Origin of the sequence: Pleurocapsa minor HA4230-MV1 (genome assembly GCA_019359095.1) — a bacterium.
In the GTDB taxonomy this organism is placed as follows: domain Bacteria; phylum Cyanobacteriota; class Cyanobacteriia; order Cyanobacteriales; family Xenococcaceae; genus Waterburya; species Waterburya minor.
Window position 1 is genome coordinate 1 of the sequence record JAHHHZ010000023.1, and the last position, 26,493, is coordinate 26,493.

Sequence of the window (26,493 nt, forward strand, 5' to 3'; positions counted from 1 at the left end):
CCATTACCCATTACCCATTACCCATTACCCATTACCCATTACCCATTACCCATTACCCATTACCCATTACCCATTACCCATTACCCATTACCCATTACCCATTACCCATTACCCATTACCCATTACCCATTACCTATTACCCAAAAATCTTAATGACTTAAAATTACCAACCAAATGTAACCCTCGTCGAATTTTTCCTTTCGCGATCGCCGATAAGATCTTAAGATAAGTAACAGGATTAGTATATCTTTGGAATAACCCAGTCACATCACTACTGGCGACATCTTGGTGATACCATGCTTGCCAAATCTCTAAACTTTCATCAAGATACATTGCTTTGCACTTACCACGCTGTACTTTGCCACTCGAAGTTTTTGGGATACGTCCTGGCAATAATAAAACAATACCGTAGATATCAATAAAGTGCTGTTGAAAAACCTGCCAACGGATTGCTTCTACCACTTCATCCATTACTAGGGATTTTCTATGGGTGCGTTCAATTTCCTGAGCAACGATTAAGCGGGGTTTCCCTTCTACCTCAACCGAAAAAGCAGCACCACTGTTCGGTTTTAATCCTAAGTGTGACTGTTCGATTGTTTGCTCAATATGCTGTGGATAGTGATTAAGTCCCCAAAATACTAATACATCGTGCAAACGTCCAGTAATATATAGTTCACCGTCACTAATAAAACCTAGATCACCAGTACGCAAATACTGTTTACCCTGCCAACTAGCCTGAAAAGTTTGTTGTGTTTGCTCGCTTAACTGCCAATATCCTTGTCCCACATTAGAGCCTGAATACCAGATTTCACCAATAAGATCGGGTTCACATTCTTTTAAACTGAGAGGATCGGCAATCAAAATCTGACCATCTAGCCAAGGATAACCCGCACTAATAAAACTCTTTGTCCCTAAGCTTTTTTTTCCTGGTTGAGACTGATCGACAATCACTACTTTGTTTTGTTCTAAAGCAACTTCATCCACATGTTTTATTTGCGGATACTGCGCTCGATCTCCCCCCGTAATCATTAAAGTCGCCTCCGCCATCCCGTAGCAAGGATAGAAAGCAGTTGATTTAAAGCCACAACTAGCAAATTTAAGCTTAAATTCGTCTAAAGTAGTCGTTTGCACTGGTTCAGCGCCACAAAATGCTACTTTCCAGCTACTTAAGTTTAATTGCGCCACTTCTGCTGTCGTAACGCGATCGCATAATAGATCATAGGCAAAATTTGGCGCACCGCTGGTAGTCGCCTGATACTTACTAATTGCCTGTAGCCAACGTAGTGGCTTTTGGACAAAACTAACGGGAGACATCATCACGCAATACCCTCCTACATATATTGGCTGGATCACGTTACCAATCAAACCCATGTCGTGAAACAGCGGTAACCAACCCACCCCCACTAAATCTGAAGTATGTCCAAACGCCTGCTTCAGCATCTCCTGATTCTGCATCAGACACCCATGAGTAATCATCACTCCTTTGGGTTCTCCCGTCGAACCAGAGGTATATTGTAAGAAAGCCAAGGTATCAGCAGTGATTTCGGGTGAAGTCCAACCATCAGCTGGTAACTCAATCTTGTCTGTATTTAAGCAAGGTAACTCAGCTTTGTCCCACTCTGATAGCCGTATTCTCAATTTATTAAACGAACTAGAGTTAGTTAGAACCACCTTTGCATTTGCAGATTCTAGACGAGTTTGCACTTCTATCGTCGTCAAGCGATTTTTCGGTGGATGAGAGGGTACGGCTACAATTCCTGCATAGAGACAGCCAAAAAAAGCCGTAATAAACTCCAAGCCTGCATTATAAGGATATACCAGTAAAGCTCTAGAACCAGGAGTAACAAGCTGTTGTAATTCAAAGGCGATCGCTTTTGCTTTGAGATCTAATTCCTGATAAGTTAGTTTAGTCTCCTTACTCTCTCCATCCTGAAGAAAAATATAAGCCAGATTATTCCCCTGAGATATGGCTCGATGCTGTAATATTTCGACAATGTTAGACTCACGCTGACTAGACATTATGACTACTATTTATTCAATGCAAACTAAACCATCAATATAACCTGGGTTTAAGAGAATCTGAAAATCTACGAAATGATCCTAAATCCTGTTGGGATACAACATTTAAAAGTTGAGCAAAGATAATGGGTAATGGGTAATGGGTAATAGCGGAATTAAACTGCTTACCACAAAGTTATTTTTAAGAATCGGATTTAGTATGAAAAATGTTAAATTTAATCTTAATTTCTATAAATCTCCGAGATACAGACGGAATTTTTGTCTAGTTTAAAGCACAATACGTAAACAATAAAATAAATCATAAACATTAAGATGCGAACTAATATTGTAATTGACGATCGGCTAATGGCTGATGCACTTAAAGCAACTGGTTTAACAACTAAGCGAGAAGTGATTGAATTGGGACTAAAAACTTTAATTAGACTCAAACAGCAGGAAACAATTAAAAACTTTAAAGGAAAACTTAAATGGTCAGCAGATCTTGAAAAAATGAGACTCTATCAATAATTTTATTGGACATTATTTATCTGTCCCTAATTCAGGGCTATTTCATTCTCATATATCCAGAGAATAAATTCTCTGTCTAAGTACATTAAGTCCGTTTAAACGGACTTTAATTTTAAGCCAAGAAATAAATTTCTGGGTTCACTACTCCCTAATTCCCTAATCCCCTAACTCCCTACTAGATTATTTTTTAATTAATTTGATCCACCTGCTTACTGTATTTTTATTTATTAGTAACTTTTTGCGACCAAATTTCAATTAAATTATTAACAGTTTGCTGCCAACTATATTGTTGAGCCAGTTCTTTAGCTTTTGTTCCCATCGAGTGACGAAGATCGTGATTAGAAATCAATAGAGTCAATTTATCTATGAAATCTGCTGGGTTTTGAGGTTGATATAAAAAGCCTGTTGCACCATCTACAATCGTATCAATAACTCCCCCTGCACGAGGTGCGATCGCTGGTATTCCCGCAGCAGCAGCTTCAATTACTGTTAAGCCTTTAGTTTCTTTGGCGGAATTTGTAATTAATATATCACCATTGACTAATAGTTTGGGTACGGCTTGAGGTTGAATTCTGCCTAATAAATAAACGTCTGGTGTTAACTGCTTTAAAGTTTGTTCAATCTTTGTTTTAAGTGGGCCATCTCCAGCAATGATAATTGTTATTTTATTCAAGATTTCTGGAGATAATTTTGCTAAAGCTTTGAAAGTAAAATACCATCCTTTATCAGGAGTTAATCGTCCGATAAAAATTAGCTTAATTTTGTTTTCTAAATCGGCTAGATTATATTGTTCTTTAAAAAAACTAGGAGTTTTATTTATCTGATTAAACTGACTTAGATCGCAGCCTAATAATTCAGCACAAGCTATATTTTTAATCCCTATCTGTCTAATTTTACGAGTAGTTACTGAACTTGATACTAAAGTATAGTCGTAAGAATTATAGATTTTAGCAAAAATTAAACCTAAACACTTTTTGCCTAACCGATTAAGACCAAAGGGTAAATTAAAATAGTCATCAAAATAATCAAGATAATTAGTATGAAACCAGGCAAAATAAGGAATATGATGCTGCTGGGCATATTTAACTCCAGGTAACTTAAGCAAACAAATTCCTAATCTTTCCGCTTCATCAACATGAATCAGATCGGGTTTAAACTGTTCCAGCTTTTGCAGCACAATTTGATAAGATTTAACTGTTAGATCTCGTTCAAAATCTAAAGCGATCGCTTTACTACTAGGTAAACTAATTATTTCTATTCCAGGCAATATTTGACCAGTATATTGTTGATGATCGGGATAAAAATGTTTAATTGGGCTATAGTCAGGACAAAATACGATTACTTGATGTCCTAAAAGACTAAGCTGTTCTAATCTTTTAAAAATGGCGATCGTTACACCATCGATTACAGGAAAAAAACTCGAACATATCATGGCAATCTTCATTAATTAAACTCGCTCCTAATTTCTGACTTGATCAAGACTCCATAAGTCTAGAGGAAATTCATTAGCACTAAACACCTTAGATTTATATACCTGTTGTAATTTAATTTGTGGCTCTTGATTTAATCTTTGTTTTAATTGCGTAGAAGGCTTTAACAAAAAGACATGCTCAAATTTATTCAAGTACAAAGTTAAATTCTCTTTGCTAGTAATCACCTTATATTTAACTTCAGATCTTAAAGAATAGGCTAAAGATATTGCATCCATGGCTTCACTTGATTCAACTACTACTAAAGCAGAATTACTTTTATTAATAATTTTAGCGATCGCAGGATTATTAATATTCCTTCCCTTTTGATAAAATGGCGATACATTTAGATTACGCATATTAGAAAAAATGCCTAATAATATAAATGCAATCACAATTAATCGCCAGAATTTCGGCTGCTGAGAGTCTAATTTACTAGCTACAGTATAGGCTACAGCAATTAATATACCTAACTGTAGAGGGATTAAGTATCTAGGTGCAGTGGAACTTTGCCCTTGATTAATAATGTCTGCAACTAATAAAGGTAGAGGCAAAGAAAGCATCAAACAGACAATATATAACCAGCGATCGCGATTTGTTTTGATAATTAGATAGTAGAGAGAATAAGCTGATAAACTTAAGATGCCAATAGCGACTAACGCTCCAATAATAGTTGTCCAATCTAAATAAATATATTTAGTTAATAAGAAAATAAAGCTAGAAGTTACTAATAACAAATTAAACTTTAGTAGTTTATTCTGCCAACGCCGATAGAGTTTAATAACAGCTAGTAGAGAAAACACAATAACTACTAATGCTATAGCAATTTCAACTGGATTAGAATTTTCTGATAGTGGTAGATCACCAAAAATTAATAAATTCGTTCCAATATAAACTGCAATAATATCACCAAGATTAAAATTGCCCCTCATCCAGCTAGTGTTATCCTGAAGTAAATTTAAATGATTAATAATTACCCAGATCCAAGGAGTAAAAGCTAGTAAAGCAATAACTAAAGAGAGCAGATAATTCTTAATTATACTTAACTGTTGTTTAGTTATATTAGACAACAAGTATAAACCTTGAAATAAGGCAACATAAAGAGAAAACAAAGAAGTATAAAAGCCAAGGATTAAACAAAAACTATGTAATGCCCAAGCCAATTTACTATTTAACCTTATAGCTCGAAAAAAACTCGCTCCCATCAATAAAATAGTCACTGTCCATAAACTATAAGGACGAGCTTCTTGAGCATATGCCACATAAAAAGGTGAAATACTCATTATGCCAACAGATAACCAGCTAATCTGCGAGCGCTGAAATAATTCTTGACACAACCAATACAAACAAGGCAAAATTAGCAAACTAAAGCAGACAGAAAGACTCCGTAGAATCCCTAGGGAATTTCCCCACCACTGTAGCCAAAATCTAGTGAGTAAAAAGTAAAGAGGAGCATGTTCAGGACTTTTAGTTAAAGCATTTAAACTATCACTTAAAGTTCGTGAAGTTACAGTTTGATAAAATAACAAAGTATCGCGTTCAACTAAATCTTGCTGTAACAAATCACTAGTAACCTCGGCAATTGTATATCCCGAAACTCTAACTGCCGTAGCCACTTCATCTACCCAAAATACCTGATCTGATAAATTTGTCCAGCGAAAAAAAAGGCCCAATAAGACCACAGTTATTAAACTAAAAACTGGAGCTGGCTTAAATACTAGCTGGTGAATTTTGTGCGACATTTAAGACATCAAATAACAACAAGGCTAAGATATAACAATCCTTTAATTAAAATGCAAAAATAAAATATAAAAATCAATTTGTTTTTAGTCTTTAATTCAAAGGCATAAAATAGGCATGAGATTTAATTAAGTATCTTAATTAACCCCAAAATACTATCAAGCGTAATTTCAAAGTTAAATAATGTCACCAACATCACCAATATTTCCTGAACAGCAAGCTACAGCCCATAAACATAACATTTATTACGGTATAATACTTATATTGGCGGTAATGTTGACAATTTTGCGATCGCCTTTGAAAGTATCTGCTCAGGAAGTAGAACCCCCACAACGAACTATTTCACCAGTCATTACATCGCCTGCTTCCCCACAGGCATCTCCCCTAAAAAAAGATCGAACTGATTCACCTAAGCTGACTACACAATCCGAAGCAACTTTTGGCACAAAAGGACAAAAACACTGGTATGTTCAGGGTGCAGTAGCAACCACCCTAGATCGAGAAGAAGCTTTCCCTCAACGTTTTGCCTTAGCAGGTGCTGGATTGTCTAAATTTCTGTTTGATGGTCATAGCATCAATTTAGAACTAAACACTATCTATTTTAGTCAGCCTGATGATGATGCTTTAGGCTTAAACCTCGCTCTTTTAATGCGCTGGCATTTCCTGCGTAAATCCAACTGGTCATTATTTATTGATGGTGGCGCAGGGGTAATGGGTACTACCAGCGATGTTCCCAGCAAAGGGGCAAGCTTTAACTTTACGCCTCAAGCTGGTGCGGGAGTTAATATTAAACTTAAACAGCAAAGACAACTGATGTTAGGTTTACGCTGGCATCATATCTCCCATGCCGACTTCTTTGGAGCAAATCCTGGTAGAGATAGCATTATGGGCTATGTTGGGTTGCAGTTTCCCAGATAATATAGCTGGACAAAATTAAAATCAATTGAGCATCAGGCAATGCGAGAGAGTACTCGATCTACACGATCTAGTTCAATGTCTAGAAAATCATCGACTGTCCAATTTGCTTGGCGCTGTAACATATGTAGAGGATAAAGATTCGAGATCCCAACTACTTGTATCTTCGCTCGCTTTGCAGAAGTGATACCAATTGGATTGTTTTCAATTGCCAAACATTCTTGCGGATTTAAGTTGAGCTTTGAGACAGCAAATAAATAAGGTTCTGGTTCTGGTTTACTCGATTCCAAATCATCACCTGCCACAATTAAATCAAAGTAGGGAGCAAGTTCAACTTTTGCCAAAACATATTCCACTTCTGAGCGAGTTGCACCAGTAACTAACCCGACAGCTATGTTTTGCTCTTTTAACTGGCTGAGAAACAGGGTTAAATTTGTAGGTAAAGTTATTTCTGGCAATTGTTCGACTTTTTCACGATAGCCTTTGGCTTTAGTTTTTAGCAGTTTATTGAGATATTCATCGGCGAGAATGCGACCCCGATTAGCTAAAATAGTTTTTAAGCAGGCGCGATCGCTTTTACCACGACAATATTGAGTATATTCATCATCATCAGCCCGCAAGTTTTCACTTAGAAGTATATCTGCAATTAATTCTTGATCGATCGCTTCATCATCAATAATTACACCACTAAACTCTAGAAAAACTGCTTTAAGACTCATAGATTAAACATCAAATATTAATTACTGCTCGATTTTACTCCTGTTGTGAGCTGATTTGTCCACCAAACATCTTCAGTTAGTACCTGATTAAAACCAGCCTTTCCCATCCAAGCATCAATACTACCTGCTGCATACTCTTTAATATAAGGCTCTTCAAATATATCAGAAAGCCAAGTAGTGTTACGTAGGGTTTTTTGATGACCATCCAGAATAATAATCTGTCCGACTGACTTGAGCAAACGATAAGCTTCTTGCAGTATCTGTTGGGCAACAGCCGTGGGAGTTTCGTGAAACAATAACGAAGCAGTTACAACATCAAACTCAGCATCAGCAAACTTAGTTGCCTCTGCCAACCCATGAACCCACTTAATATCTAACTCTGCCTGCTGCGCCTTGTATTCAGACATCGTTAACATTTGAGGCGATAAATCTAACCCCACAACTTCAGCACTGGAAAAAGCCTGCTTAAGCATGATTGTAGTTGAACCAGTACCACAGCCTAAGTCAAGAATTTTCTGGGGATTTCCTGTAATAGCTTTAATTACTGCTTCGCGATTCCAATTTTCATTAGGCGGTAGAGCATGTTTAGTCACAGGATCGTAGGTTACTGCTGCACCCGAAGTTAGATAACCCCCAGTAATACCGTGAAAATTCTGAGAAGTATAATATTCAGGATACAATAACTCTGGATCTTTGAGGCGATCGCCAGCTTCCGTCCAATCAATACTATCAGAAAGTTCTTTGAGTGCCTCGCGATCGATTAAAAAACCAAATACAGGTTGGATAAATTTTTCCCACAAGGTATCTTGAGCAGTTGCCATTGAGTTTGTAATTAACAGGGTTTATTCCCTCTATATTTTAGGCAATAATGTTCAATTACGCTCTAATACTAACCTATTGTTCAATGTTCAATGTTCACTGCTCATTGATAAAGCCATGATCTTTAATATCAAGATTAGTCGCTCTAATAACAGTTTTGACAGAAAGACTGAATTTGTTTTCTGAGTGTTAAAAAAGCGATCGCCACTACCAGTAAACAAACTCCTGTAAAGCTGTAGGTTTTAGCCAAACCAATCCCATTAGTAATGGGTTGAGAAACTAGCGGAGATAAAAACTGGCCTAAGAAAAAGAAGGTCGTTAAACCGCCCAAAGCTCGACCACGTAGAACATCGGGAATGATGCTAGATAGCCAAACATTAAGATTCGGCATTAATAAGCCAAAACCAAAACCAGCAATGATTAAACCGATTAAAACAACGTTATAACTACCAGCTATACCAATAATTAAATAGCCTACTGCTGCCACCCCAAAAGCAATGACTACAATACTGACAAAACCCAAACGCTCTTTAACAAAACCATAGCGCAATGAAGCGATCGCACTGGCTAAAGTTGAGGCTGCGATCGCCAACCCCGAAGCAGTAGCAGAAGCATTACTAAGATTTTGGAGATAAAACGGTAGCTGTACGGGAATTAAATAAAACGTCACCATATAGAACCAAGCAACACCATAAATCATAGCTAGCACGCCGATGGGCATAGTAGGCTTAATTGCAGAAGAAGATGTTTGGTTGAGTAGTTTACGCTCAGGTTCGTAAATAGTTACAGCGATCGCGATTAAAATAGCCCAAGCTGAAAGATAAATTAGAAAAGGGAAGCGCCAGTTAAGATCGGCAATAAAGCCGCCGACTGAAAGAAATACTACCCCTCCCAAACCCATAAAAGCTGCTTGCAAACCCATAAAGTTAGCCCGCGTTTGACCTGTATAATAATCAGCAATCAAGGTGGTCACCCCAGTCATAATTCCCGCTACAGAAAGTCCTAATAAAGCACGACCAACTAAAATTGCACCCAAAGAATTCAAAATAAAACCAGAACTACCAGCGATACCATAAAGTAAAGCCGAACCAATTAATAAAGGTTTGCGACCAAGGCGATCTACGAGTTGACCTGCAAACAGTCCTCCAATGGCGATAAACAACGCAGGGATAGTCAATACCAAACGAACTAAAAGCGCGGAATTGGGTACATCAGCAAAATACTCCTGCATCGCGGGTAGTGAAGGGGCAATTGTTGCTCCCGACATTACTGTTAAAGTACTAGTTAGTAATAAAGTTGCCTTGAGTGGTAAAGAATTGGAATTAGTTAGGCTCATTGATTATGCTTAAGAAGTTTTGCGGATCATCAATCTTAGCGATCGCTTTTTCTAAAGCTTAACGGGTTCTAAATATTGTTTGACAGTTAGCGGTTGAATTTGGGAATAACGATGTGACTGAACTAAAAAATACTAACAAAAGCGATCGCATCTATCAATTCCTGCTGTCGTTCCGATTCGACGGAAAAAATAACGATTACGGTAATAACTTCATTGTTAACTGCAATTGTTGCCATTATTACCAGATCTCCTTATGCGATTACTTCTTTAATCAACATAGTATGATGTAAAGATAAAAAGACGTAAAATAAAAGACTTTAACAGCTTGCCAACAATTAGATAATAATAGAGCGACCCTGGGTGATAATGAAAAATGATGAACTAAGTTTTATTGAAGCTGAACTAAATAGTCCTCTAGATAATATCGATTCAGCCAACTCTGTAGGCGACATTCCACCTCCAGATCCAGAGCGGATGTTAAAGTTGTTAGAATCTGCCGTCGCTTCAGATCGGATGCTAGCAGCCAGAGCATTTTGTGAGTTGGAAGATCGCCGTTCCATTCCGATCTTAATTAAACTGCTAAAGGATATCTGTCCTCTAATTAGAGTCAGCACTGCCTATGCTTTAGGACGCAATCCAGATTCTACTGCTGTTGAACCTTTAATTGAATTACTAGAGACAGACTTTAATGGCTATGTCCGTAAAGGAATAGTGTGGGCATTGGGTAATAGCAAAGATCGACGCGCTCTCCAGCCGTTACTTCATGCTCTTAAGACCGATATTTCCGCCGTCAGACTATGGGCAGCCAGTGGTTTGGCTCAAATTGCTCCAGCAAACTACGAAGATATTATTGCAGCCATTCCTCCTCTAATTCAAGGATTAAGAAGAGATCGGGTTGCAGCGGTACGCAGTAACTGTGCTTGGGCAATTGGACAACTATGCCGCGAACTACCTTCTAACGTTGTTTACGCTACGGCGATCGATGCTTTAATTGAGTCTCTAGTAGAAGATGATGATTATGGCGTTAAAGATGACGCAAGAAGTGCTATTCTCAAAGTCGGCGATCCTCGTGGTTTACAGATGATCGAAGAACTTGAATTTGAAGGACTAATTTAATTACCATCAATATTAATATTACATGACCAAACCCTTGATTATTGGCGTTAGCGGTGCTTCAGGGCTAATCTATGCTGTACATGCTCTAAAATACTTATTAGCTGCCGATTATACGATTGAACTAGTGGCCTCTCGTGCTACCTACATGGTTTGGCAAGCAGAACAAAACATTCGGATGCCAGCAGAACCCGATCAACAAGAACTTTTTTGGCGAGATCAAGCTGGAGTTAAGACAGGTGTCTTAAACTGTCATCGCTGGGGTGATGTGGGAGATAACATTGCCAGTGGTTCTTTCCGTACTTTGGGGATGGTGATTATTCCCTGTAGCATGAGTACAGTAGGCAAAATAGCAGCAGGTTTAAGCTCAGATCTCCTAGAAAGAGCAGCAGATGTGCAGATTAAGGAAGGAAAACCTTTAGTAGTTGTTCCCAGAGAAACCCCCTTTAGTTTGATTCATCTACGCAATTTAACCACTCTTGCTGAAGCTGGAGTAAAAATTGTGCCAGCAATTCCCGCCTGGTATCATCATCCCAAAACAATTGAAGATTTAGTTGATTTTGTCGTAGCTCGAACTTTAGATACTTTAGATATTGACTGTATTCCTTTGTCACGTTGGAAGAGTAGCTAATAGCAAACAGCAGATTAAGTAGGTAGGCAAAATAATTGATCAAACCCCTACCCTTAGAGCTATTTGTTACTCGTCCTAAAGGATACCGCTTCGCATATTACTCGTTACTCGTTACTTGTTACTCCCTAACCTCATTTCCAATTTAATTACACCCACCTACTTAGATCCATCTCAAAGCGATCGCCAAAAAATTAATTAATCTATCGGTTAAAATTCTGTTAACCTTTGCCTAAATATTTTGTTGAAGGGATCGGAGATTAATGGCGAAGGAGATCTCCATCCCTCTGCTGTGATCTTCAACCTGTAAATTATGTCTGAACCTGTTCTTGATGTTCGCCATCTACAAGTCCAATTTACGACTCCAACTCCTCCTGTCGTGGCGGTTGAGTCGCTAAACTTTCAGCTTAAAAAAGGAGAAAAACTAGGCATTGTTGGTGAGTCGGGTTCGGGTAAATCGGTAACATCCTTAGCCATTATGGGTTTAGTACCCACTCCTGGGAGGATTACTCAGGGTGAGATTTGGTTTACTTCTGTGGGTAAGTCGGCAGTAGATTTATTACAGGTAAATGAAGCTGAACGTAGAAGCTATCGTGGAGGAGAAATCGCCATGATTTTCCAAGAACCCATGAGTGCATTGAATCCTGTCTATGATATTGGGTTTCAAATCACGGAAGCGATCTTATTACACCAAAAGGTATCTTCACAAGATGCTAGAAGAAAAGCGATCGCTCTTTTACAAGAAGTTCAACTTTTACCCAGTGACGAGGCGTTACAACAGCAGTGTCTGCAAGAGCATCCTAGCTATAGCGACAAAGAAGTATTTAGCTATATTAATCAGCAGAAGCAGTCGATCCTCAAGCGCTATCCTCATGAACTATCTGGGGGACAATTGCAGCGAGTTACCATTGCCATGGCAATCTCTTGTAATCCTAGTGTTTTAATTGCTGATGAACCGACAACTGCCTTAGATGTAACAGTGCAGGCGACTATTTTAGATCTGCTGCGTAATCTCTGCGACGAACGAGGTATGGCGTTGATTTTTATTACTCACGACTTGGGGGTGATTGCTGAATTAGTTGATTCAGTGGCGGTAATGTATCAAGGAAAGGTGGTAGAAGCGGGCCAAATTGAGTCTGTCTTTAGCAATCCTCAACATCCTTATACGAAGGGATTATTAGCCTGTCGCCCTCGTTTAGACTGTCGATTGCAGATTCTACCTACCGTAACTGATTTTATGGAGGTGACAACTACCTCAAATGGCGAGATTGAAATTACAGAAAAGCAAACCGATGTTAGTCAGAAACTAAATCAGGTTGTTACCGAAGCCGAACAGCAAGCTAGATTAGAACAGCTTTTGCAGCAATCACCCTTAATGTCGGTTAAACAGTTACGGGTAGGTTTCCCGATGAAGGGCATGTTTGGCAAGACTAAAAAATATCTCATGGCGGTAAATAACGTCTCCTTTGAAGTCTATCCTGGAGAAACTTTAGGCTTAGTTGGTGAGTCGGGGTGCGGAAAATCTACTTTAGCCAGAACTCTCTTGCGCCTGATTCAACCGATGGAAGGAGATGTGGTATTCGATGGCGATAACATCACTAACCTAGCCCTCAGAAGCCAAAAATTGCGATCGCTGCGACGACAAATGCAGATTATCTTTCAAAATCCCTATAACTCACTTAATCCTCGCATTAATATTGGCAGAGCGATCGCCGAACCCTTAGTTGTCCATAAAATAAAATGCGATCGCCAAAAAAAGGTATCAGAACTTTTAGAACGGGTGGGTTTAAATCCCGATCTTAGAAACCGCTATCCCCATGAGTTTTCAGGCGGACAAAGACAACGGGTATGTATTGCCAGGGCTTTAGCTTTAGAACCCCAGTTTATCATCTGTGATGAGTCTGTTTCCGCCCTCGATGTTTCAGTGCAGGCACAGGTATTAAATCTGCTCAAACAGTTACAGGCAGAGATGGGATTAACCTATATCTTTATCTCCCACGATCTCAGCGTCGTTAAATTTATGAGCGATCGCATTATTGTCATGAATCAGGGAAAAATTGAAGAAATAGGCACATCAGAGCAAATATACCGCAGCCCAAAAACAGACTATACGCGCAAGTTAATTAATTCGATTCCTACGGGAGAATTTGCCTAAATTTACGATCTAAGTAAACAGTAAATAGACACCAAGAATCGATTAATTAGATCGAAGGTAGATAAGTTGCTAATGACTTTTGTATGATCTATAGATAAAGCTCGAAATATAAAAAACTGTGATCACAAATTCGGTAGTTAAAAATAGTTTGTCAGAGTTAGACTGGCATTGGCAAGGTCATAAAATCCGCTACACTGTTGCTGGATCAGGCAAACCGTTGCTGTTAATTCACGGCTTTGGGGCATCTCTTGGGCATTGGCAAAAGAATATTCCTGTCTTGGCAGATGCTGGTTATCAAGTATTTGCCTTAGATCTACTGGGTTTTGGGGGTTCAGATAAAGCACCTTTAAATTACACCTTGGAACTTTGGGAATCTCAAATTACCGATTTCTGGACAGAATTTATTAACCAGCCCACAGTATTTGTCGGCAACTCCATTGGCGCACTATTAGCCTTAATGCTAGTCACCAACCATCCTGAGATTTCCGCAGGAGGCGTATTGATTAACTGTGCAGGAGGCTTAAATCATCGTCCAGGGGATCTCAACCCTGTATTAAGTCTAGTTATGGGCGGGTTTGCCAAGTTAATTAGTTCCCCCGTGACAGGGAATTTAATTTTCAATAATATTCGACGTAAAAGCCAGATTCGCCGTACTCTTTATCAAGTTTATCGCGATCGCCAGGCTGTAACAGACGACTTGGTAGAAATGCTCTATCAACCATCCTGCGATCCAGGCGCACAGCAAGTTTTTGCTTCGGTTTTAACCGCCCCCGCAGGCAAAACTCCCGATGAATTATTACCCAATTTGAACCGCCCTTTATTAGTAGTTTGGGGAGAGAAAGATCCTTGGACACCCGTAGCGGGAGCAAAAATATATCAAGATTTAGCAGCTAGTAATCCTGATGTAAAGTTTCAAATTATTCCTAATGCAGGTCATTGTCCCCACGACGAAAACCCCGAAGCGGTAAATACCCAGATTATTCAATGGCTATCTAGTAGTGTGTCAAAGGTTAATTGAGGGGTAAGAACGGGTAATGAGTAATGAGTAATGGGTAATGGGTTTATTTTCTCCCTAACTCCCTAACTCCCTAACCCCCTAACTTAGAAGTATTGCAATCACACTACTCATTCAGCTAAAAAACGACTAAATTAGTAGGGTTTTATTTGGTTGAATTGGGATGAATAACTTAGGTACTACTAAACTGACAATTGCCGATCCAGAGGTCGATTTTGAGGTCATCGATTTTGGCCCCGACGGAATAGGAGATGAAGTATTTTCTACGTTTAACACTGTAGTTCTTGGTCTTCCAGGAGAGGGAGTTTTTGGCCCGACAGGGGAATCGGCGGCAATTGTGGAATTTGACCTCAGTAATTTATCAATTCCTGCTGGCGAAGTAGTTGAACAAGCTGTGTTTGAAGTTCAGATTAGTACTTTTGATGTAAGTGGTTTAGGAGTAGAGGCTGGTGATAATCCCGATCAGCTTGGAGTCTATGGATATGTGGGCAATGGAATTGCTGAGGCATCTGATTTTCAGTCAGGGGAGCTGTTGACTGTCTTAGACATTTCTTCAGCTTCGGCAGGGGATATCTTAACTTTTGACGTTACAGAGTTTTTCCAAACTGTAAGTGATGAAGATCATTCTTTTGTCGGATTGGCTGTTCGCGCACAAGAAGTTGGCGGATTAGCTGTTCCTGAATCGGTCAGCCTTCCCAGACTCAGCATTACTACAAAACCGTCGCTTAATAATACTTCTGCACCCATTTTTGGAACTATTGAAGCAGATCTGATCGAGGTAAAAGGTAGCAATCAACTAATTTTTACTGGAGACTCTGACGATCTAGTTGATGCTGCTTACGGTAGTGAAGGTGACAACAGGATCTATGCTGGTAATGGGAATGACACCCTAATTCTCGGCTCGGGAGATCGTTTATTTGGCGCAGAAGGAGGCGATCGCTTTTTTACTACTTCAGGGGGCGATAATACAATTAGTGGTGGAGAAGGTGCAGATCAATTCTGGATTGCTTCAGGCGAAATTCCCGACGTGGCTAACACCATTACCGACTTTGATAATGGTACAGATATCATAGGTATTGGCGGTTTAGGCATCGGCTACAATGACCTTAGTATTACTCAAGATCACACTAGTACAGTAATTGCTGTTAACTGTGAAAACTTAGCAATTTTACCAGGGGTAGATGTAGCCGATTTAAGTGTGGATGATTTTGTTTTTGTTTAATCGAACTTAAATTCAAAAGTCAGGAGCAATTTCTTCACTCCTGACAAGTTTTTTATACTTGATGCTGAATCGATAAATTATTATCAGCTTAGATCTTAAAGCTTAGAGCTGTTTTAATCTTCGTGATCCTCAAAAGGATCGCCTAAATCAGCAGATGGAGGGCCAAAAGCTGTGTAGATTGAATATCCAGTAATGGCAACTAAAACAGTCCCAAGACTGACACCTAAAAATACTGCGGGTTCCATAAGTAAATATTAATTATGATTACTATTACTCTATAATATTACAGAAGATTACGAATAAAACCGATATTACATCACTATTTGATTTATGTCACAGCAAACTCGTTTGGGAAATATTCTCAAGCCTTTAAATTCGGAATATGGTAAGGTTGCCCCTGGTTGGGGAACTACTGTCTTGATGGGCGTATTTATGGCTCTATTTCTAGTATTTCTATTGATTATTCTGCAACTCTATAATTCCTCCTTGATCTTAGAAGGAATTGATGTTGATTGGAGAACCTTAAGTCGTTAGACTAAGCATTACACTTTTGTGTTAACCATTGAATTAATTTGTAGCACAGCTCGATCTTCATGTGTTTGAGGATTGAGCTATTATTTAATCTATCAAACCTAGAGGAAATTAAGATTATGAACATTTTTGGCATTGGGTTACCAGAAATGGCTCTAATTACGATTGTCGCCTTGCTAGTATTTGGCCCGAAAAAACTACCTGAGATCGGTCGCAGCGTTGCCAAAACTCTTCGTAGTTTCCAAGATGCATCCAAAGAATTTGAAAATGAATTTAAGAAGGAAGCAGCTAGTATTGAGAAATCTATTAGCATGAATGCTCAAATCGAAGGTAGCAGCGAGCAAAAATCAACAGAGACTGAAAGTATCTCTCCTAGTGAATCTGATGCTTTAGGTTAAATCTTGCTCAATTCTTGGAAGTGGATGGAGGCGAACTATTGTCTTTAGTCCCTTTCCCATTATATTGTTGAGTAATTAATCCTTTTAACAGGGTAAGTAAATGTCCTTCTAATTGAGGTGGCAGCTTAATTGGTGTATCCCCCAGCTTGAGGTTAATATCTCGTTGCGGAAAGGGAATATCAATTTTTTGTGCTTGGAAAATTTCTTCAATCCGAAAACATAAATCACTCATTAATGGTGCTTGACGACTAGGATCGGCTGTCCAAACAAGCAGCTCAAAATCAAGAGAACTATCGCCAAAACCTATAAAAAATACTTGCGGAGCTGGATTGTGTAACACTTCTAGATGTTCTGAGGCAGCCTGCAATAGAGCCGATTTAACTTTTTGGACATCAGAACCATAGGCTACCCCAATCGGTAAATGGAGGCGAACAACGCTGTGACGATGATTCCAGTTGATTACTTCATCACTTAGCAAACGAGAATTGGGAACGATAATTGAAATACGGTCTAGGGTTTTCAAGATAATACTCCGAGTTCTAACTTCTTCGACAATTCCCAAATGTTCTCCTACCTGAATAAAATCCCCTACCTGGATCGATCGCTCGAATAATAAGACAATACCGCTAGCAAAATTACGGGCGATATCTTGAAACCCAAAACCGATACCCACACCCAGCGCACTACCAATTAAGGCTAGGGAACTAAGATCGATTCCGTTTGCCTGAAGTAAGACGATGGTGCTGAGAGAAATCAAACCATATTTGGTAATAATGGCGATAATTTCCTGTGAACCTCTGGTCATTCTGGTTGCATCTAGCACATTAGTGCGCAACAAATTAGCCATATAGGTGCTAAAAAAAATTGAAGCCATAATTAAGCCAATTAAGATTAGCAAGCGAATAATCGAAAAGTCTTTGCCTCCCAGGTTGAAGATGGATATCGCTAAAGAACTAGTAATTAAGTTGAAGAGAAAATATAGCCAGTGCCGAGTAGCAGGAAACAGACGGAAAATAAACAGAATCAGCGTAGTCCAAAGTAAAAATTGGGCTAAACCCAATTTAAGGCGAAATAAAGTAGTTAGGTTAGATGGTTGAGAACTGTTGTTACTGGGTAATCCTGGAATGATTCTTTGAATCGCCCTTCTTACGGGGTAACTTTGTAGCTGAGTTAAAAGTCCGCTAACAACTAGACCAAATAAAATTAGTCCTACGGTAATTAGGCCCTGGCGTTGAAGATAAGCTGGAGTTCTTTCTTTTCTGGCGATCGCCATTGCCTCCTCTATTTCTATTTTAAAATCTTCAGCAGTTTCCCGATTGGACTTCCTGCCGACTGTATCTTCTTGAGTTACGGTAAATAGATAGCGTCGATCTTCAGCAGAATCATCGGTTAAATTTGAGGGCGATTTAGTATAAACCAAATATAATACAGGCAGCCCTCCTTGCTGTTCAATGGTTACTTTGGGAACAACATCATCTCGAATTGCTTTGAGTAGTTCATCTCGAATCAGTGCAACTCTCTCTCCTGCTGGGGTATTCCCAATTTTACCGACCGAAATAATCTCTCTACCATCGATGACAACAGGAGCTTTAAGCACAGTCGGATTACTTTGAATTGGCAGATCTTCGATCGCCCTAGGGCCATAGCTAGTTTGGCTTAGTCCAGGCAAATTGGTAATTAGAATAAACCCAGCAGTAGCCATAGCTAAGAAAATTGGTAAGAGTTTTTTAAGTTGCATTGATACTCTCATTGATTCGCGAAGGTAGACTGTAGGAAATAGGAAATAGGAAATAGGAAATAGGAAATAGGAAATAGGAAGTAGTATTTCAAAAATATCCTAACGTTGTTACGTAGGGCTATAGAAGGTAGTAAGTAGTAGGTAAAAAACTTATTACTCAATCAAGATTATTCAAGAGCAGTTTGCTCTGTACTTTTGTAATGAACTATAGTTCCTGCCCACTGTAGCTTTTCTCTCAGGGTCTCATAAAAAGAGTAACTTTCGCGCAAGATAATAAAGTGAGCCTGAGCGTTAGTCATCTTAATTACCACCCGTTGACCAGGCCAAATTGTTGCACCCAAGGCTCCATCAGTCCAAAGTTTAGTATTAACTTCGTAGTCTCCCAGAGGCAAGACGCTAACAACCGTGCCAGGAGGCAGAACTAAAGGGCGACCAGAGAGACTTAAAGGACAAATTGGGGTAACAGCGATCGCCCACATACCAGGGTGTAAGATCGGGCCATTAGCAGACACGGTATAGCCAGTAGAACCCGTCGGGGTAGAAACTAATAAGCCATCACCACTATATTGATCGACAACCTGTCCATCTGCCTCCAATTCTAAGACTGAAGTGGGCATGCGATCGATGCTGGCGGGCTTGATACACATTTCATTTAAGCAATAAAATATTTCGCTGACTGGCTTTAAGTTATTTCTTTCCCCTTCGTATACTTGGGCTTGCAGCATCATCCGTTTTTGAACTGCATAGCGGTCTGACTGGAGACGATCCCAAGTTGCTTCTGTATCCTGAAACAATTCAAAGGGTTCGGTCAAAAATCCTAAATGTCCGCCAACATTTACCGCGAGGATAGGTATTCCTTCAGGGGCTAACTGTCTAGCAGCAGCTAAGATCGTACCATCTCCCCCCAGGACAAGTGCTAAATCGATGTTAGCGGTTGAAGAAGCCAAGAATACTGGGTAAGGATTATCTTTAATGCCACTGGGCCCAATCATGACCTGACATTGACGAGCCTCTAATTCCCTGGCGCATCTTTCTGCCCACTGCTTACTAATTTTATGTCCTGCTTTATAAGCAATGATTACATGCTTTAAATCCACTATATTTACCAGACAGATAGAACAATCATTCTTCTCATCCTATTACTTTACTGATTAGTAATTACTGATTACTGATCAACTGGTGGGCATTATCTTAAGTAATCGGTCTTTATTCTGATTCTTTGCGATGCCCACCCTACATTGTTCATTGAAAAGTCCCTCTTGCTAAATTTGAAAAACTTACTATCATAGATAGAAGTACTACTACCGCGTTGGTGACTACCTAACAAGTTTATTGATCTATGCTTGATTTATGAGGGAGTAGCATAAGTTTTTGTGGAAGTATACCGAGCTTTGACTCGGAAATGGAAACAGAGGCAGCCAATTCCCACCCTGGAACGCCAGGTCATAAACTAAGGTAAAACGGCGCGGCGGTATGCTACCTTTTAACTATCGCCAGAATATAAATAAAAGCTTAAATTGCCAGACATATTTATATTTCTGTTAAAAATGTAACAAGAAAGACATTCTTCTAGGGGTTATGATTTAGCTATATTATTGGGAGTATGGCTAAAAAGTGCAAAAATTATCTCAATCCTTGGCTCAAGTTCAGTTCAACGCCAATACTTTTCAGTTGAGTAATGGATTGACAATCATTCATCAGTATTTGCCTGCAACCCCAGTGGTGGTTTCAGATATTTGGGTTAAAGCAGGAGCGATCGCTGAACCAGAAGCTTGGTCGGGAATGGCCCATTTTTTGGAACATATGATCTTTAAAGGTTCTCCCAACGTGATGGTTGGGGAGTTTGACTGGCTGATTGAGAGTACGGGGGGAATAGCTAATGCAGCTACCAGCTATGATTATGCCCACTTTTATCTGACTACCGCAGCAACTCATTTTGAGCAGACATTGCCCTGTTTAACAGATATATTATTACGGGCGAATATTCCAGATGATGAGTTTATCCGTGAACGAGAAGTTGTGATTGAAGAAATTCATTCTAGTCATGACGATCCTGATTTTATTGGCTATCAAGCACTGTGTCAAAATGCTTATGAGCATCATCCTTACCGACGTTCTATTCTAGGGGAAAAAGAATTATTACTGGAGCATACTCCAAACCAGATGCGCTGTTTTCATCGCACCTATTATCAACCAGAAAACATGACCATCGTTATTGTGGGGGGAATTGAGCAGGAACGAGCTTTAGCTTTGGTGAATGAGAACTTTAGCCAGTTTAGCGTGCGTTCTGAATGTCCTCCCAGCAGGATTGCCGTAGAACCTCCTGTAGTTAGTATTCGTCGTCAAGAGTTATATCTACCCAGGATCGAACAGTCACGGTTATTGATGGCTTGGATTTGCCCTGGTTCAGAGTCTTTATCAGAAGCGATCGCCCTGGATTTAATTGCGCTGATTTTGACAGGAGGACGTAGTTCAGGCTTGGTTAGGGAATTACGGGAAGAAAGACAGGTAGTGATGGATATTGACTGTAGTTTATCTCTGCAAAGAGATTCTAGTCTATTTTCTATCGGTGCGTTGCTAGAAACGGAACATCTGGCGATGGTAGAACAGATGATTTGCGATCGCCTAAGTCAATTACACCATCATTTGATTCCCGCAGCCGAAATTGCCAGCGCCAAGCGTCAGTTAATTAATGACTATATCTTTTCTACCGAAACCCCTAGTCAACTAGCCAGCATCTACGGCTTTTATAATATTGTGGCAACCGCAGCGCACTCTGCACTATATCCCCAGATGATCGCGCAGCTACAGCCAGAACAATTACAGGCGATCGCTCAACGCTATCTATCTCCTGAACATTATGCTGTTACAGTTTTAAAACCAGGCAATTAGTAACTGACGTTACGTAGTATAAACCTTTAGGGTCGCGTCGCAAATAATCAGTAATTAGCCTTTCTGGCTTTGAATTCTAGTAAATTTACTTGATTTTGCAAATCTTTATTTTCAGTTTTTAAGATTGCCAATTTCTTTTGCGCTCTATGAAAATGACCTTTATAAGCACCTAAACTTCTATTACTAGCTCCCAATTTTTCCCGTCGCTTCACTTCTTGTTGATACTGACGTTGAAGCTTATTATACGCCGTTTGTAGATCTTTCAAGCCACCTTTACATTGAGACTTAAGCTGTTTTAATTCGCGATCGCGTGTTGCCACCATTTTGTTTAAGCATTCAATTTTAACTAGCATTTGCCGATCAAAATTATTAGTTTTAACTTGCTTAATTAATCCTTGATAGCTATCATGAATCCAATCATGTTGCGCCTTAAAAGCTCGTCTAGTTGCTTCGTATTTAATTGTATTTAAAACTGCTTCTTTATAAATTCCTTTGTGTTTACCTTTAATATCAATTAGTAGCCTGTCATAGTTGGTTGCGTTGTGGCGCAAACTATCACAGTTAGCTTCAATATATTTAACGCGATCGCCTGTAGTAGAATTAATAATATAGGCTTCTGCACCAACTCCTTGGGGTGGATGACAGACAATCCGATCTTTCCAACTTTGAATTACTTCCTCTAACGAAAATTGTTGGGTATTAATACTCATTTGTCTTTAAATTACTTAATAATTGGTAGTAATAAACCGAGACTAAATAAAAAAATCAATATCAGTTAGTTAGACCATAGCAACAACAACCATTGATTATATTTAGTTAAATTATGCGCTATTAAAGTCACGTCAGTTTTAACAAGCAAACTAGAAAACCGCCACTGTAAATACAGTAAATAAATACAGCAAATCAAAGAAACATTTTGCTTCTCAACTACATTTAATTCTCAGCAGCTTAATTTTGTCTTGAAGTTCAATGTTCTGTTGTGCGAGTAATTGGCGATCGCTTTGTAATAAATTAATTTTATTTTGAGCTTTGATAAAAATATTTTTACAAGCCTGTAAGCTTTTATTTTGACTATCAACCTGTTGTTTATTAGTGCAACTCTTAACAAACTGAGTAATTAATCCTTTATATTTAAGTTTTAGTTCCTGTAAACCTTGATTCAATTCTGATTTCAGGGTTTTAATTTCGCGATCGCATTGTTGTAGCTGTTGATTTAATTGCGCGATCTGGCGATTTTTTTGCTCAATCTCTGCTTCTTTTTGCTTTAATAGAATATTTGTAGAAATTGCTGCTAACTGTCCTTGGCACTCGGTTTTAATTGCGGCTATTGCTTGGTTTTGTTCAATAATAATCTGTTTGAGAGCGTCAATTTCTGATGACTGTTGTTCCACAGTTAAGTTTTTATGTTCAATTAATGCTTGATAACTAGATTGAATCCATTGGTGTTGTTTGCGCACTACTCTTCTGGTTGCTTCGTATTTAACACTATTCAAAATTGCTTCTTTCAAATAGCCATAATACTGCTCTTTAATTTTATTTAAAATTGAATGATAGTTAGTTCCCAAGTGGCGTAATTCATCACAGCTGGCACGAATATAATTAACTAGCCTACCATCTCTAGAATCGACCAAGTAAGCACTATATCCTTCACCTTGTGGAGAGAAACAGATAATCTGATCTTGCCAAGTTTGAACAATTATTTGTAGGCTATTTTGTTTTTCTATAGTGGAATCGATCATAGTAGCTAATAATAAATTGGAATCTTCAATTGGCTTATTCAATGGGGCTATATTTAAGCAGTTGGCTTAATTCATGTTGAGCTAAAAACTGTTCTAACCAAGCTCGTTTCAGAAGATCTAAAGTAGTAGCCTGAGTTGCCAAAGTGTACTCCCACTGCGCTCCTTTCCACCAGCTAATATAGCTTGATAAATCGTCATAAGCTTCTTCTACGGCTGTACTACCTGTAAGCTGATGATAATTTTGCTGGTGAATTGCCAAAATCAAAGCTTCAACTTCCTGTTTAAACTTGGCAAATTCTTGAGAATCTTTAGTCAAATTGTCGATCGCGCAAGCACATTGCGACCAAGAGATTTTGGTGCGAAAGTCGTACTGATCGTGTTTAAAGATCGGAAAAGCCAATTTCAATTCCCTCAGACTGTCAACCTGTCCCAAATCATAGGTTTTAGCTTTAATAATGCGTAGCGGAAAGCGATCGGGATGAGCCTGAATCTCTAAACTAGAAATAAGCTCTAAATAGTCATAATTCTTAATTGCAGCCAGTCTTTCCAAGTCACTTTGAGACAATCCTAACTGCAAGCAGCGTTGATACTCCGTCTCCAAAACCGACAAAGCAGAATTTAATTTAACCGTAACTAACCCTGCGACCTGATATTGCTTTAATCTTCGTTGCAGGTCTGTATATTTCATCTCTTAATCAGTGATTTAAAAATTAAAATTAACCAACTTAACATCAGGTATAACTTCAAAACTGATGGGTTAGCAACTTAATCTTGGTTTTAAGCTTGAAGCCATAAGCCAAAAAATAATCCGTGAATTTCAGACGATCGGGTAAAATAACAAATAATTAATCATAAAAAACCAAATTTTAGAGGAGATCTTCAATGGGTGGCGCGATCGCATTTTTACTAATCATCGGTTTGTATACAGGAATTGCTTCTGGTTTATATTTAGGTTTACGTAAGTTCAACATTATTTAATTCAGCTAGTCTTCTATCGCTAGTATCTAAAGAGCATCGTTAAACTTGACGGTGCTTTTTGTGTGCAGTCTACTCCAGAATTCAGACATAATAAACAGACTACTAAAGCTAATCCCCAAAAATTTGACTGAAATTTTTTAGCAAAGACGGCACAATAAGAAAGGAAATCGAGCGCTAATGCCAGGTCATTAATCGAATTCAATTAAATCAGAGGTAAGTTAGGTTGGACGAATCATATCAAGAATACATCAATCGAGTTGCGCGGTTAACCTTACCGAGCGCCTGTGCCTTGCAGCTTCAAGGTATTCAGCAATCACCTAAATTTGTCGATGGTAAACCTGTCTCATTTCCTGGCTACAGTGTGATTACCCCTCCCGCAGGAGAAGATACTGTTAACCAGCAATTCTATCAGCAGTTGGAAACTTTACAGAGACAGTTGTTTGACAATTTGGGGCAAGATTTCTTTATTCCTCTACCCACTGCCAGTTTTCATTTCACTCTAGCCGATTTGATTTGGGATGAAAGCTATCGTCAAGTAGTTAAAGCAAACCCTAATTTTGATCGAGAATTGCAGCAGCAGGTAGCAGCTAGTATCGATGAGTATCAGGCGGAGTCGGATCATCAATCAATCTCTTGGCAGTTGTGGGGCGTAATCGCCAGACCAAGAGCTATTATGGCTTGCTTAGTGCCAAAAGATCAAACTAGCTATCAATCAGTTATTAAGCTGCGTCGCGCCTTGTATCAGAATCCAGGAATAGTTGGCTTGGGTGTTGAGCAACAGTACGATTTAACGGCACATATTACTTTGGGATATTTTGATAGTATCCCCGACAGTTTAAATCGCGATCGCCTTTGTATTGTTATGTCGCAAATTAATGACCGACTGGTAGAAAGTGAGCTACCAGAGTTTACCCTCCAAAAGGCAGAGTTAAGAAAGTTTGAAGATATGATTCACTATAAACGTGAAGCAGATTGGGCAGTAGTTAACTTTGATTAACGTAAGTTCGACCAAGTAAAGAAATTGAGTAAGCTGAATCATCCGATTGTCGAACAAAGCTTCGCGATTATTGACCGCGAGGTAGGAGAACATAAACTCAATCTCCAAGAATATGCCCTTGCTCGCCGTGTAATTCATGCTACGGCAGACTTTGAGTATCTCAATCTCTTACGCTTTAGTTCGGGAGCGATCGCTGCTGGCATCCAAAATCTACAGCAGGGCATACCGATTGTGACGGATGTAACGATGGTTAAACAGGGCATCACTAGCTTGGTGAGTAAAACATTTAACAATCCCATTATTAGTGCAGTGGAGCAAGTAGAAATAGCCCAAGCGGGAAAAACCAGAACCGAAACAGGGATGCTGCGGTGTTGGTCAAAATATCCCCAAGCTATTTATTTAATTGGCAATGCGCCGACAGCACTATTAGCTTTATGCGAACAGTTAACTCATTCTCCAATCAAACCAGCGCTAGTTATTGGTGTCCCTGTGGGCTTTGTTTCCGTGATTGAATCAAAACAAGCCTTAATTAGGCTAGATGTGCCATACATCACCATAGAGGGCAGAAAAGGTGGTTCTCCCGCAGCAGCTTCCATACTCAATGCCTTGTTAATTTTGGCAGCAGAAAGGAGCAATGCTCCTAGCTATAAGTTATAAGCTATAAGTTTAACTAAAACTGAGATTAATCAAGACATATTTCCACACTAAACGCGGTTGTACATAAGTTTTTAATAAAGCATTAGCTGCTCTATTCTTCTACTGATACAGGTTTGAAATCAATTGTTAAACCTACTGCCTGTAATATCGAGGTTAATGTATCTAATGTTGGATTTCCATCTCCGCTTAGAATCCGATAAAGGTGCTGTCTTGATATCTTAGATTCATTGGCGATCGCTTGAGTCGAACCTTTGGCTTCCACTACATTTTTTAACGCCAATAAAAATGCTTCTGTATTTCCATCTAATAATGTTTCATCCAAAGCAGCTTTTAAATAGACCGCTGCATAATTTGAGTTGCTTAATCTTTCTAGTAAATCTGTTTTATAGTCTTTTGTCGGCATTTTTAGTTAACCTCTTTTTGTTCTTCTTGGTATTTTTTCCAGTACCTAAGAGATGTTTTTATATCTTTGCTTTGAGTTTTCTTTGCCCCTCCCGCTAACAATAAAATCATCTTTTTCCCCGATATTGCGTAGTAAACTCGATATCCTCCGCCAAAATGTAATCTAAGTTCATAGATACCATTTCCTAAACTTTTGCTATCACCAAAGTTACCGAGACTTACCCGGTCGAGACGTACATCAATACGAGCTTGTATCTTTGTATTAAGTGTCTCAAACCATTCATCAAAAGGACACACCCCCTCATCTGTCACATATTTAAAGATTGTCCAAAGTTGACTTTCCACTTTTCATTCATTTGCTGATTTTGTCATATATATGTGACAAAATTAATTGTATCAGCATAGGCTACGCTCAATCACTGGTTTTTGTCATTAGGCGATCGCCATCTTTCAAGTGGTATTTATTTTTGTTAAAAGTTTTGTATATATATTAAAAGCGATTAG

Annotated in this window: 26 protein-coding genes and 1 other RNA gene; 13 read left to right on the forward strand and 14 right to left on the reverse strand. The window is 38.9% G+C overall.

All coding sequences use genetic code 11. The annotated features are described in order from the left end of the window. Positions 1–129: 129 nt before the first annotated feature. A complete protein-coding gene (locus KME09_14540) occupies positions 130–2,019 on the reverse strand; it encodes a fatty acyl-AMP ligase (protein ID MBW4535150.1) in 1,890 nt (629 codons plus the stop codon). A gap of 312 nt (positions 2,020–2,331) precedes the next feature. Here KME09_14540 and KME09_14545 point away from each other — a divergent pair, with 312 nt between their 5' ends. Further along, positions 2,332–2,526 (forward strand): type II toxin-antitoxin system VapB family antitoxin, encoded by a 195-nt coding sequence (locus KME09_14545; GenBank protein MBW4535151.1) that lies wholly within the window; start codon positions 2,332–2,334, stop codon positions 2,524–2,526. 220 nt (positions 2,527–2,746) lie between these two features. On the opposite strand, the gene KME09_14550 is transcribed toward KME09_14545, so the two are convergent. Further along, positions 2,747–3,970 carry a glycosyltransferase gene (locus KME09_14550; GenBank protein MBW4535152.1) on the reverse strand — a complete coding sequence of 408 codons (1,224 nt, stop codon included), beginning with the start codon at positions 3,968–3,970 and terminating at the stop codon, positions 2,747–2,749. A gap of 15 nt (positions 3,971–3,985) precedes the next feature. Then, positions 3,986–5,677, reverse strand: coding sequence for a glycosyltransferase family 39 protein (locus KME09_14555; protein ID MBW4535153.1), 1,692 nt, complete (start codon positions 5,675–5,677; stop codon positions 3,986–3,988). Between the two features lie 331 nt (positions 5,678–6,008). Here KME09_14555 and KME09_14560 point away from each other — a divergent pair, with 331 nt between their 5' ends. Further along, positions 6,009–6,653, forward strand: a complete 645-nt coding sequence (locus KME09_14560; GenBank protein MBW4535154.1) for an acyloxyacyl hydrolase — start codon at positions 6,009–6,011, stop codon at positions 6,651–6,653. Between the two features lie 32 nt (positions 6,654–6,685). Here the strand turns inward: KME09_14560 and KME09_14565 are convergent, their stop codons facing one another. From KME09_14565 to KME09_14575, 3 genes are all read right to left on the reverse strand, one after another. Continuing rightward, positions 6,686–7,369: an HAD family phosphatase gene (locus tag KME09_14565; GenBank protein MBW4535155.1), complete on the reverse strand. Its 684-nt coding sequence runs from the start codon at positions 7,367–7,369 to the stop codon at positions 6,686–6,688. Between the two features lie 17 nt (positions 7,370–7,386). Next, entirely contained in the window at positions 7,387–8,190 is an 804-nt protein-coding gene (locus tag KME09_14570) for a class I SAM-dependent methyltransferase (protein MBW4535156.1), read from the reverse strand. 143 nt (positions 8,191–8,333) lie between these two features. Beyond that, on the reverse strand, positions 8,334–9,524 hold the full coding sequence (locus KME09_14575) for an MFS transporter (GenBank protein ID MBW4535157.1): 1,191 nt from the start codon (positions 9,522–9,524) through the stop codon (positions 8,334–8,336). A gap of 363 nt (positions 9,525–9,887) precedes the next feature. On the opposite strand from KME09_14575, the gene KME09_14580 reads away from it, so the two are divergent. The 5 genes from KME09_14580 (at position 9,888) to KME09_14600 (ending at position 15,657) form a co-directional block, all read left to right on the forward strand. Then, the gene (locus KME09_14580; GenBank protein ID MBW4535158.1) at positions 9,888–10,640 is read left to right on the forward strand and encodes a HEAT repeat domain-containing protein; all 753 of its coding nucleotides are present in this window, start codon (positions 9,888–9,890) and stop codon (positions 10,638–10,640) included. 22 nt (positions 10,641–10,662) lie between these two features. After that, positions 10,663–11,268 (forward strand): UbiX family flavin prenyltransferase, encoded by a 606-nt coding sequence (locus KME09_14585; GenBank protein ID MBW4535159.1) that lies wholly within the window; start codon positions 10,663–10,665, stop codon positions 11,266–11,268. Positions 11,269–11,578: 310 nt separating this feature from the next. Next, entirely contained in the window at positions 11,579–13,420 is a 1,842-nt protein-coding gene (locus KME09_14590) for an ABC transporter ATP-binding protein (protein ID MBW4535160.1), read from the forward strand. Between the two features lie 118 nt (positions 13,421–13,538). Continuing rightward, complete coding sequence (locus KME09_14595; protein ID MBW4535161.1) at positions 13,539–14,438, forward strand: alpha/beta fold hydrolase; 900 nt, start codon at positions 13,539–13,541, stop codon at positions 14,436–14,438. A 160-nt stretch (positions 14,439–14,598) separates the two neighbouring features. After that, positions 14,599–15,657: a hypothetical protein gene (locus tag KME09_14600; GenBank protein ID MBW4535162.1), complete on the forward strand. Its 1,059-nt coding sequence runs from the start codon at positions 14,599–14,601 to the stop codon at positions 15,655–15,657. A gap of 113 nt (positions 15,658–15,770) precedes the next feature. Here KME09_14600 and psbN read toward each other — a convergent pair whose 3' ends face one another. Next, positions 15,771–15,902 carry a photosystem II reaction center protein PsbN gene (gene psbN / locus KME09_14605; GenBank protein MBW4535163.1) on the reverse strand — a complete coding sequence of 44 codons (132 nt, stop codon included), beginning with the start codon at positions 15,900–15,902 and terminating at the stop codon, positions 15,771–15,773. 85 nt (positions 15,903–15,987) lie between these two features. On the opposite strand from psbN, the gene psbH reads away from it, so the two are divergent. Together psbH and KME09_14615 are read left to right on the forward strand one after the other, a co-directional pair. Beyond that, on the forward strand, positions 15,988–16,191 hold the full coding sequence (gene psbH / locus KME09_14610) for a photosystem II reaction center protein PsbH (GenBank protein ID MBW4535164.1): 204 nt from the start codon (positions 15,988–15,990) through the stop codon (positions 16,189–16,191). A gap of 116 nt (positions 16,192–16,307) precedes the next feature. Further along, the gene (locus KME09_14615) at positions 16,308–16,586 is read left to right on the forward strand and encodes a TatA/E family twin arginine-targeting protein translocase (protein ID MBW4535165.1); all 279 of its coding nucleotides are present in this window, start codon (positions 16,308–16,310) and stop codon (positions 16,584–16,586) included. A 7-nt stretch (positions 16,587–16,593) separates the two neighbouring features. Here the strand turns inward: KME09_14615 and KME09_14620 are convergent, their stop codons facing one another. Together KME09_14620 and KME09_14625 are read right to left on the reverse strand one after the other, a co-directional pair. Next, positions 16,594–18,324 (reverse strand): mechanosensitive ion channel, encoded by a 1,731-nt coding sequence (locus tag KME09_14620; protein ID MBW4535166.1) that lies wholly within the window; start codon positions 18,322–18,324, stop codon positions 16,594–16,596. Between the two features lie 167 nt (positions 18,325–18,491). Next, positions 18,492–19,421, reverse strand: coding sequence for an NAD(+) kinase (locus KME09_14625; protein ID MBW4535167.1), 930 nt, complete (start codon positions 19,419–19,421; stop codon positions 18,492–18,494). A gap of 198 nt (positions 19,422–19,619) precedes the next feature. Here KME09_14625 and ssrS point away from each other — a divergent pair. Both ssrS and KME09_14635 read left to right on the forward strand, forming a co-directional pair. Further along, positions 19,620–19,803, forward strand: a non-coding RNA gene (ssrS, locus tag KME09_14630) — 6S RNA. A 135-nt stretch (positions 19,804–19,938) separates the two neighbouring features. After that, on the forward strand, positions 19,939–21,216 hold the full coding sequence (locus KME09_14635) for an insulinase family protein (GenBank protein ID MBW4535168.1): 1,278 nt from the start codon (positions 19,939–19,941) through the stop codon (positions 21,214–21,216). 47 nt (positions 21,217–21,263) lie between these two features. Here the strand turns inward: KME09_14635 and KME09_14640 are convergent, their stop codons facing one another. The 3 genes from KME09_14640 to KME09_14650 form a co-directional block, all read right to left on the reverse strand. Next, a complete protein-coding gene (locus KME09_14640; protein ID MBW4535169.1) occupies positions 21,264–21,926 on the reverse strand; it encodes a hypothetical protein in 663 nt (220 codons plus the stop codon). Between the two features lie 213 nt (positions 21,927–22,139). Beyond that, positions 22,140–22,955, reverse strand: a complete 816-nt coding sequence (locus KME09_14645) for a hypothetical protein (protein MBW4535170.1) — start codon at positions 22,953–22,955, stop codon at positions 22,140–22,142. Positions 22,956–22,989: 34 nt separating this feature from the next. Beyond that, a complete protein-coding gene (locus tag KME09_14650; GenBank protein ID MBW4535171.1) occupies positions 22,990–23,643 on the reverse strand; it encodes a hypothetical protein in 654 nt (217 codons plus the stop codon). 513 nt (positions 23,644–24,156) lie between these two features. On the opposite strand from KME09_14650, the gene KME09_14655 reads away from it, so the two are divergent. Both KME09_14655 and KME09_14660 read left to right on the forward strand, forming a co-directional pair. Further along, positions 24,157–24,930 (forward strand): DUF1868 domain-containing protein, encoded by a 774-nt coding sequence (locus KME09_14655; protein MBW4535172.1) that lies wholly within the window; start codon positions 24,157–24,159, stop codon positions 24,928–24,930. A gap of 24 nt (positions 24,931–24,954) precedes the next feature. Then, on the forward strand, positions 24,955–25,587 hold the full coding sequence (locus tag KME09_14660; GenBank protein ID MBW4535173.1) for a cobalt-precorrin-8X methylmutase: 633 nt from the start codon (positions 24,955–24,957) through the stop codon (positions 25,585–25,587). A gap of 91 nt (positions 25,588–25,678) precedes the next feature. Here KME09_14660 and KME09_14665 read toward each other — a convergent pair whose 3' ends face one another. Together KME09_14665 and KME09_14670 are read right to left on the reverse strand one after the other, a co-directional pair. Continuing rightward, positions 25,679–25,990, reverse strand: coding sequence for a helix-turn-helix domain-containing protein (locus KME09_14665; protein ID MBW4535174.1), 312 nt, complete (start codon positions 25,988–25,990; stop codon positions 25,679–25,681). A 2-nt stretch (positions 25,991–25,992) separates the two neighbouring features. After that, positions 25,993–26,334: a type II toxin-antitoxin system RelE/ParE family toxin gene (locus tag KME09_14670; GenBank protein MBW4535175.1), complete on the reverse strand. Its 342-nt coding sequence runs from the start codon at positions 26,332–26,334 to the stop codon at positions 25,993–25,995. Between the last annotated feature and the right edge of the window lie 159 nt (positions 26,335–26,493).

Bases quoted from the DNA above. Each gene is read 5' to 3' on its own strand.
- KME09_14540 (MBW4535150.1), bottom strand. From the start codon at position 2,019: ATGTCTAGTCAGCGTGAGTCTAACATTGTCGAAATATTACAGCATCGA.
- KME09_14545 (MBW4535151.1), top strand. From the start codon at position 2,332: ATGCGAACTAATATTGTAATTGACGATCGGCTAATGGCTGATGCACTT.
- KME09_14550 (MBW4535152.1), bottom strand. From the start codon at position 3,970: ATGAAGATTGCCATGATATGTTCGAGTTTTTTTCCTGTAATCGATGGT.
- KME09_14560 (MBW4535154.1), top strand. From the start codon at position 6,009: ATGTTGACAATTTTGCGATCGCCTTTGAAAGTATCTGCTCAGGAAGTA.
- KME09_14565 (MBW4535155.1), bottom strand. From the start codon at position 7,369: ATGAGTCTTAAAGCAGTTTTTCTAGAGTTTAGTGGTGTAATTATTGAT.
- KME09_14570 (MBW4535156.1), bottom strand. From the start codon at position 8,190: ATGGCAACTGCTCAAGATACCTTGTGGGAAAAATTTATCCAACCTGTA.
- KME09_14575 (MBW4535157.1), bottom strand. From the start codon at position 9,524: ATGAGCCTAACTAATTCCAATTCTTTACCACTCAAGGCAACTTTATTA.
- KME09_14585 (MBW4535159.1), top strand. From the start codon at position 10,663: ATGACCAAACCCTTGATTATTGGCGTTAGCGGTGCTTCAGGGCTAATC.
- KME09_14590 (MBW4535160.1), top strand. From the start codon at position 11,579: ATGTCTGAACCTGTTCTTGATGTTCGCCATCTACAAGTCCAATTTACG.
- KME09_14600 (MBW4535162.1), top strand. From the start codon at position 14,599: ATGAATAACTTAGGTACTACTAAACTGACAATTGCCGATCCAGAGGTC.
- psbN (MBW4535163.1), bottom strand. From the start codon at position 15,902: ATGGAACCCGCAGTATTTTTAGGTGTCAGTCTTGGGACTGTTTTAGTT.
- psbH (MBW4535164.1), top strand. From the start codon at position 15,988: ATGTCACAGCAAACTCGTTTGGGAAATATTCTCAAGCCTTTAAATTCG.
- KME09_14615 (MBW4535165.1), top strand. From the start codon at position 16,308: ATGAACATTTTTGGCATTGGGTTACCAGAAATGGCTCTAATTACGATT.
- KME09_14620 (MBW4535166.1), bottom strand. From the start codon at position 18,324: ATGCAACTTAAAAAACTCTTACCAATTTTCTTAGCTATGGCTACTGCT.
- KME09_14640 (MBW4535169.1), bottom strand. From the start codon at position 21,926: ATGAGTATTAATACCCAACAATTTTCGTTAGAGGAAGTAATTCAAAGT.
- KME09_14645 (MBW4535170.1), bottom strand. From the start codon at position 22,955: ATGATCGATTCCACTATAGAAAAACAAAATAGCCTACAAATAATTGTT.
- KME09_14650 (MBW4535171.1), bottom strand. From the start codon at position 23,643: ATGAAATATACAGACCTGCAACGAAGATTAAAGCAATATCAGGTCGCA.
- KME09_14665 (MBW4535174.1), bottom strand. From the start codon at position 25,990: ATGCCGACAAAAGACTATAAAACAGATTTACTAGAAAGATTAAGCAAC.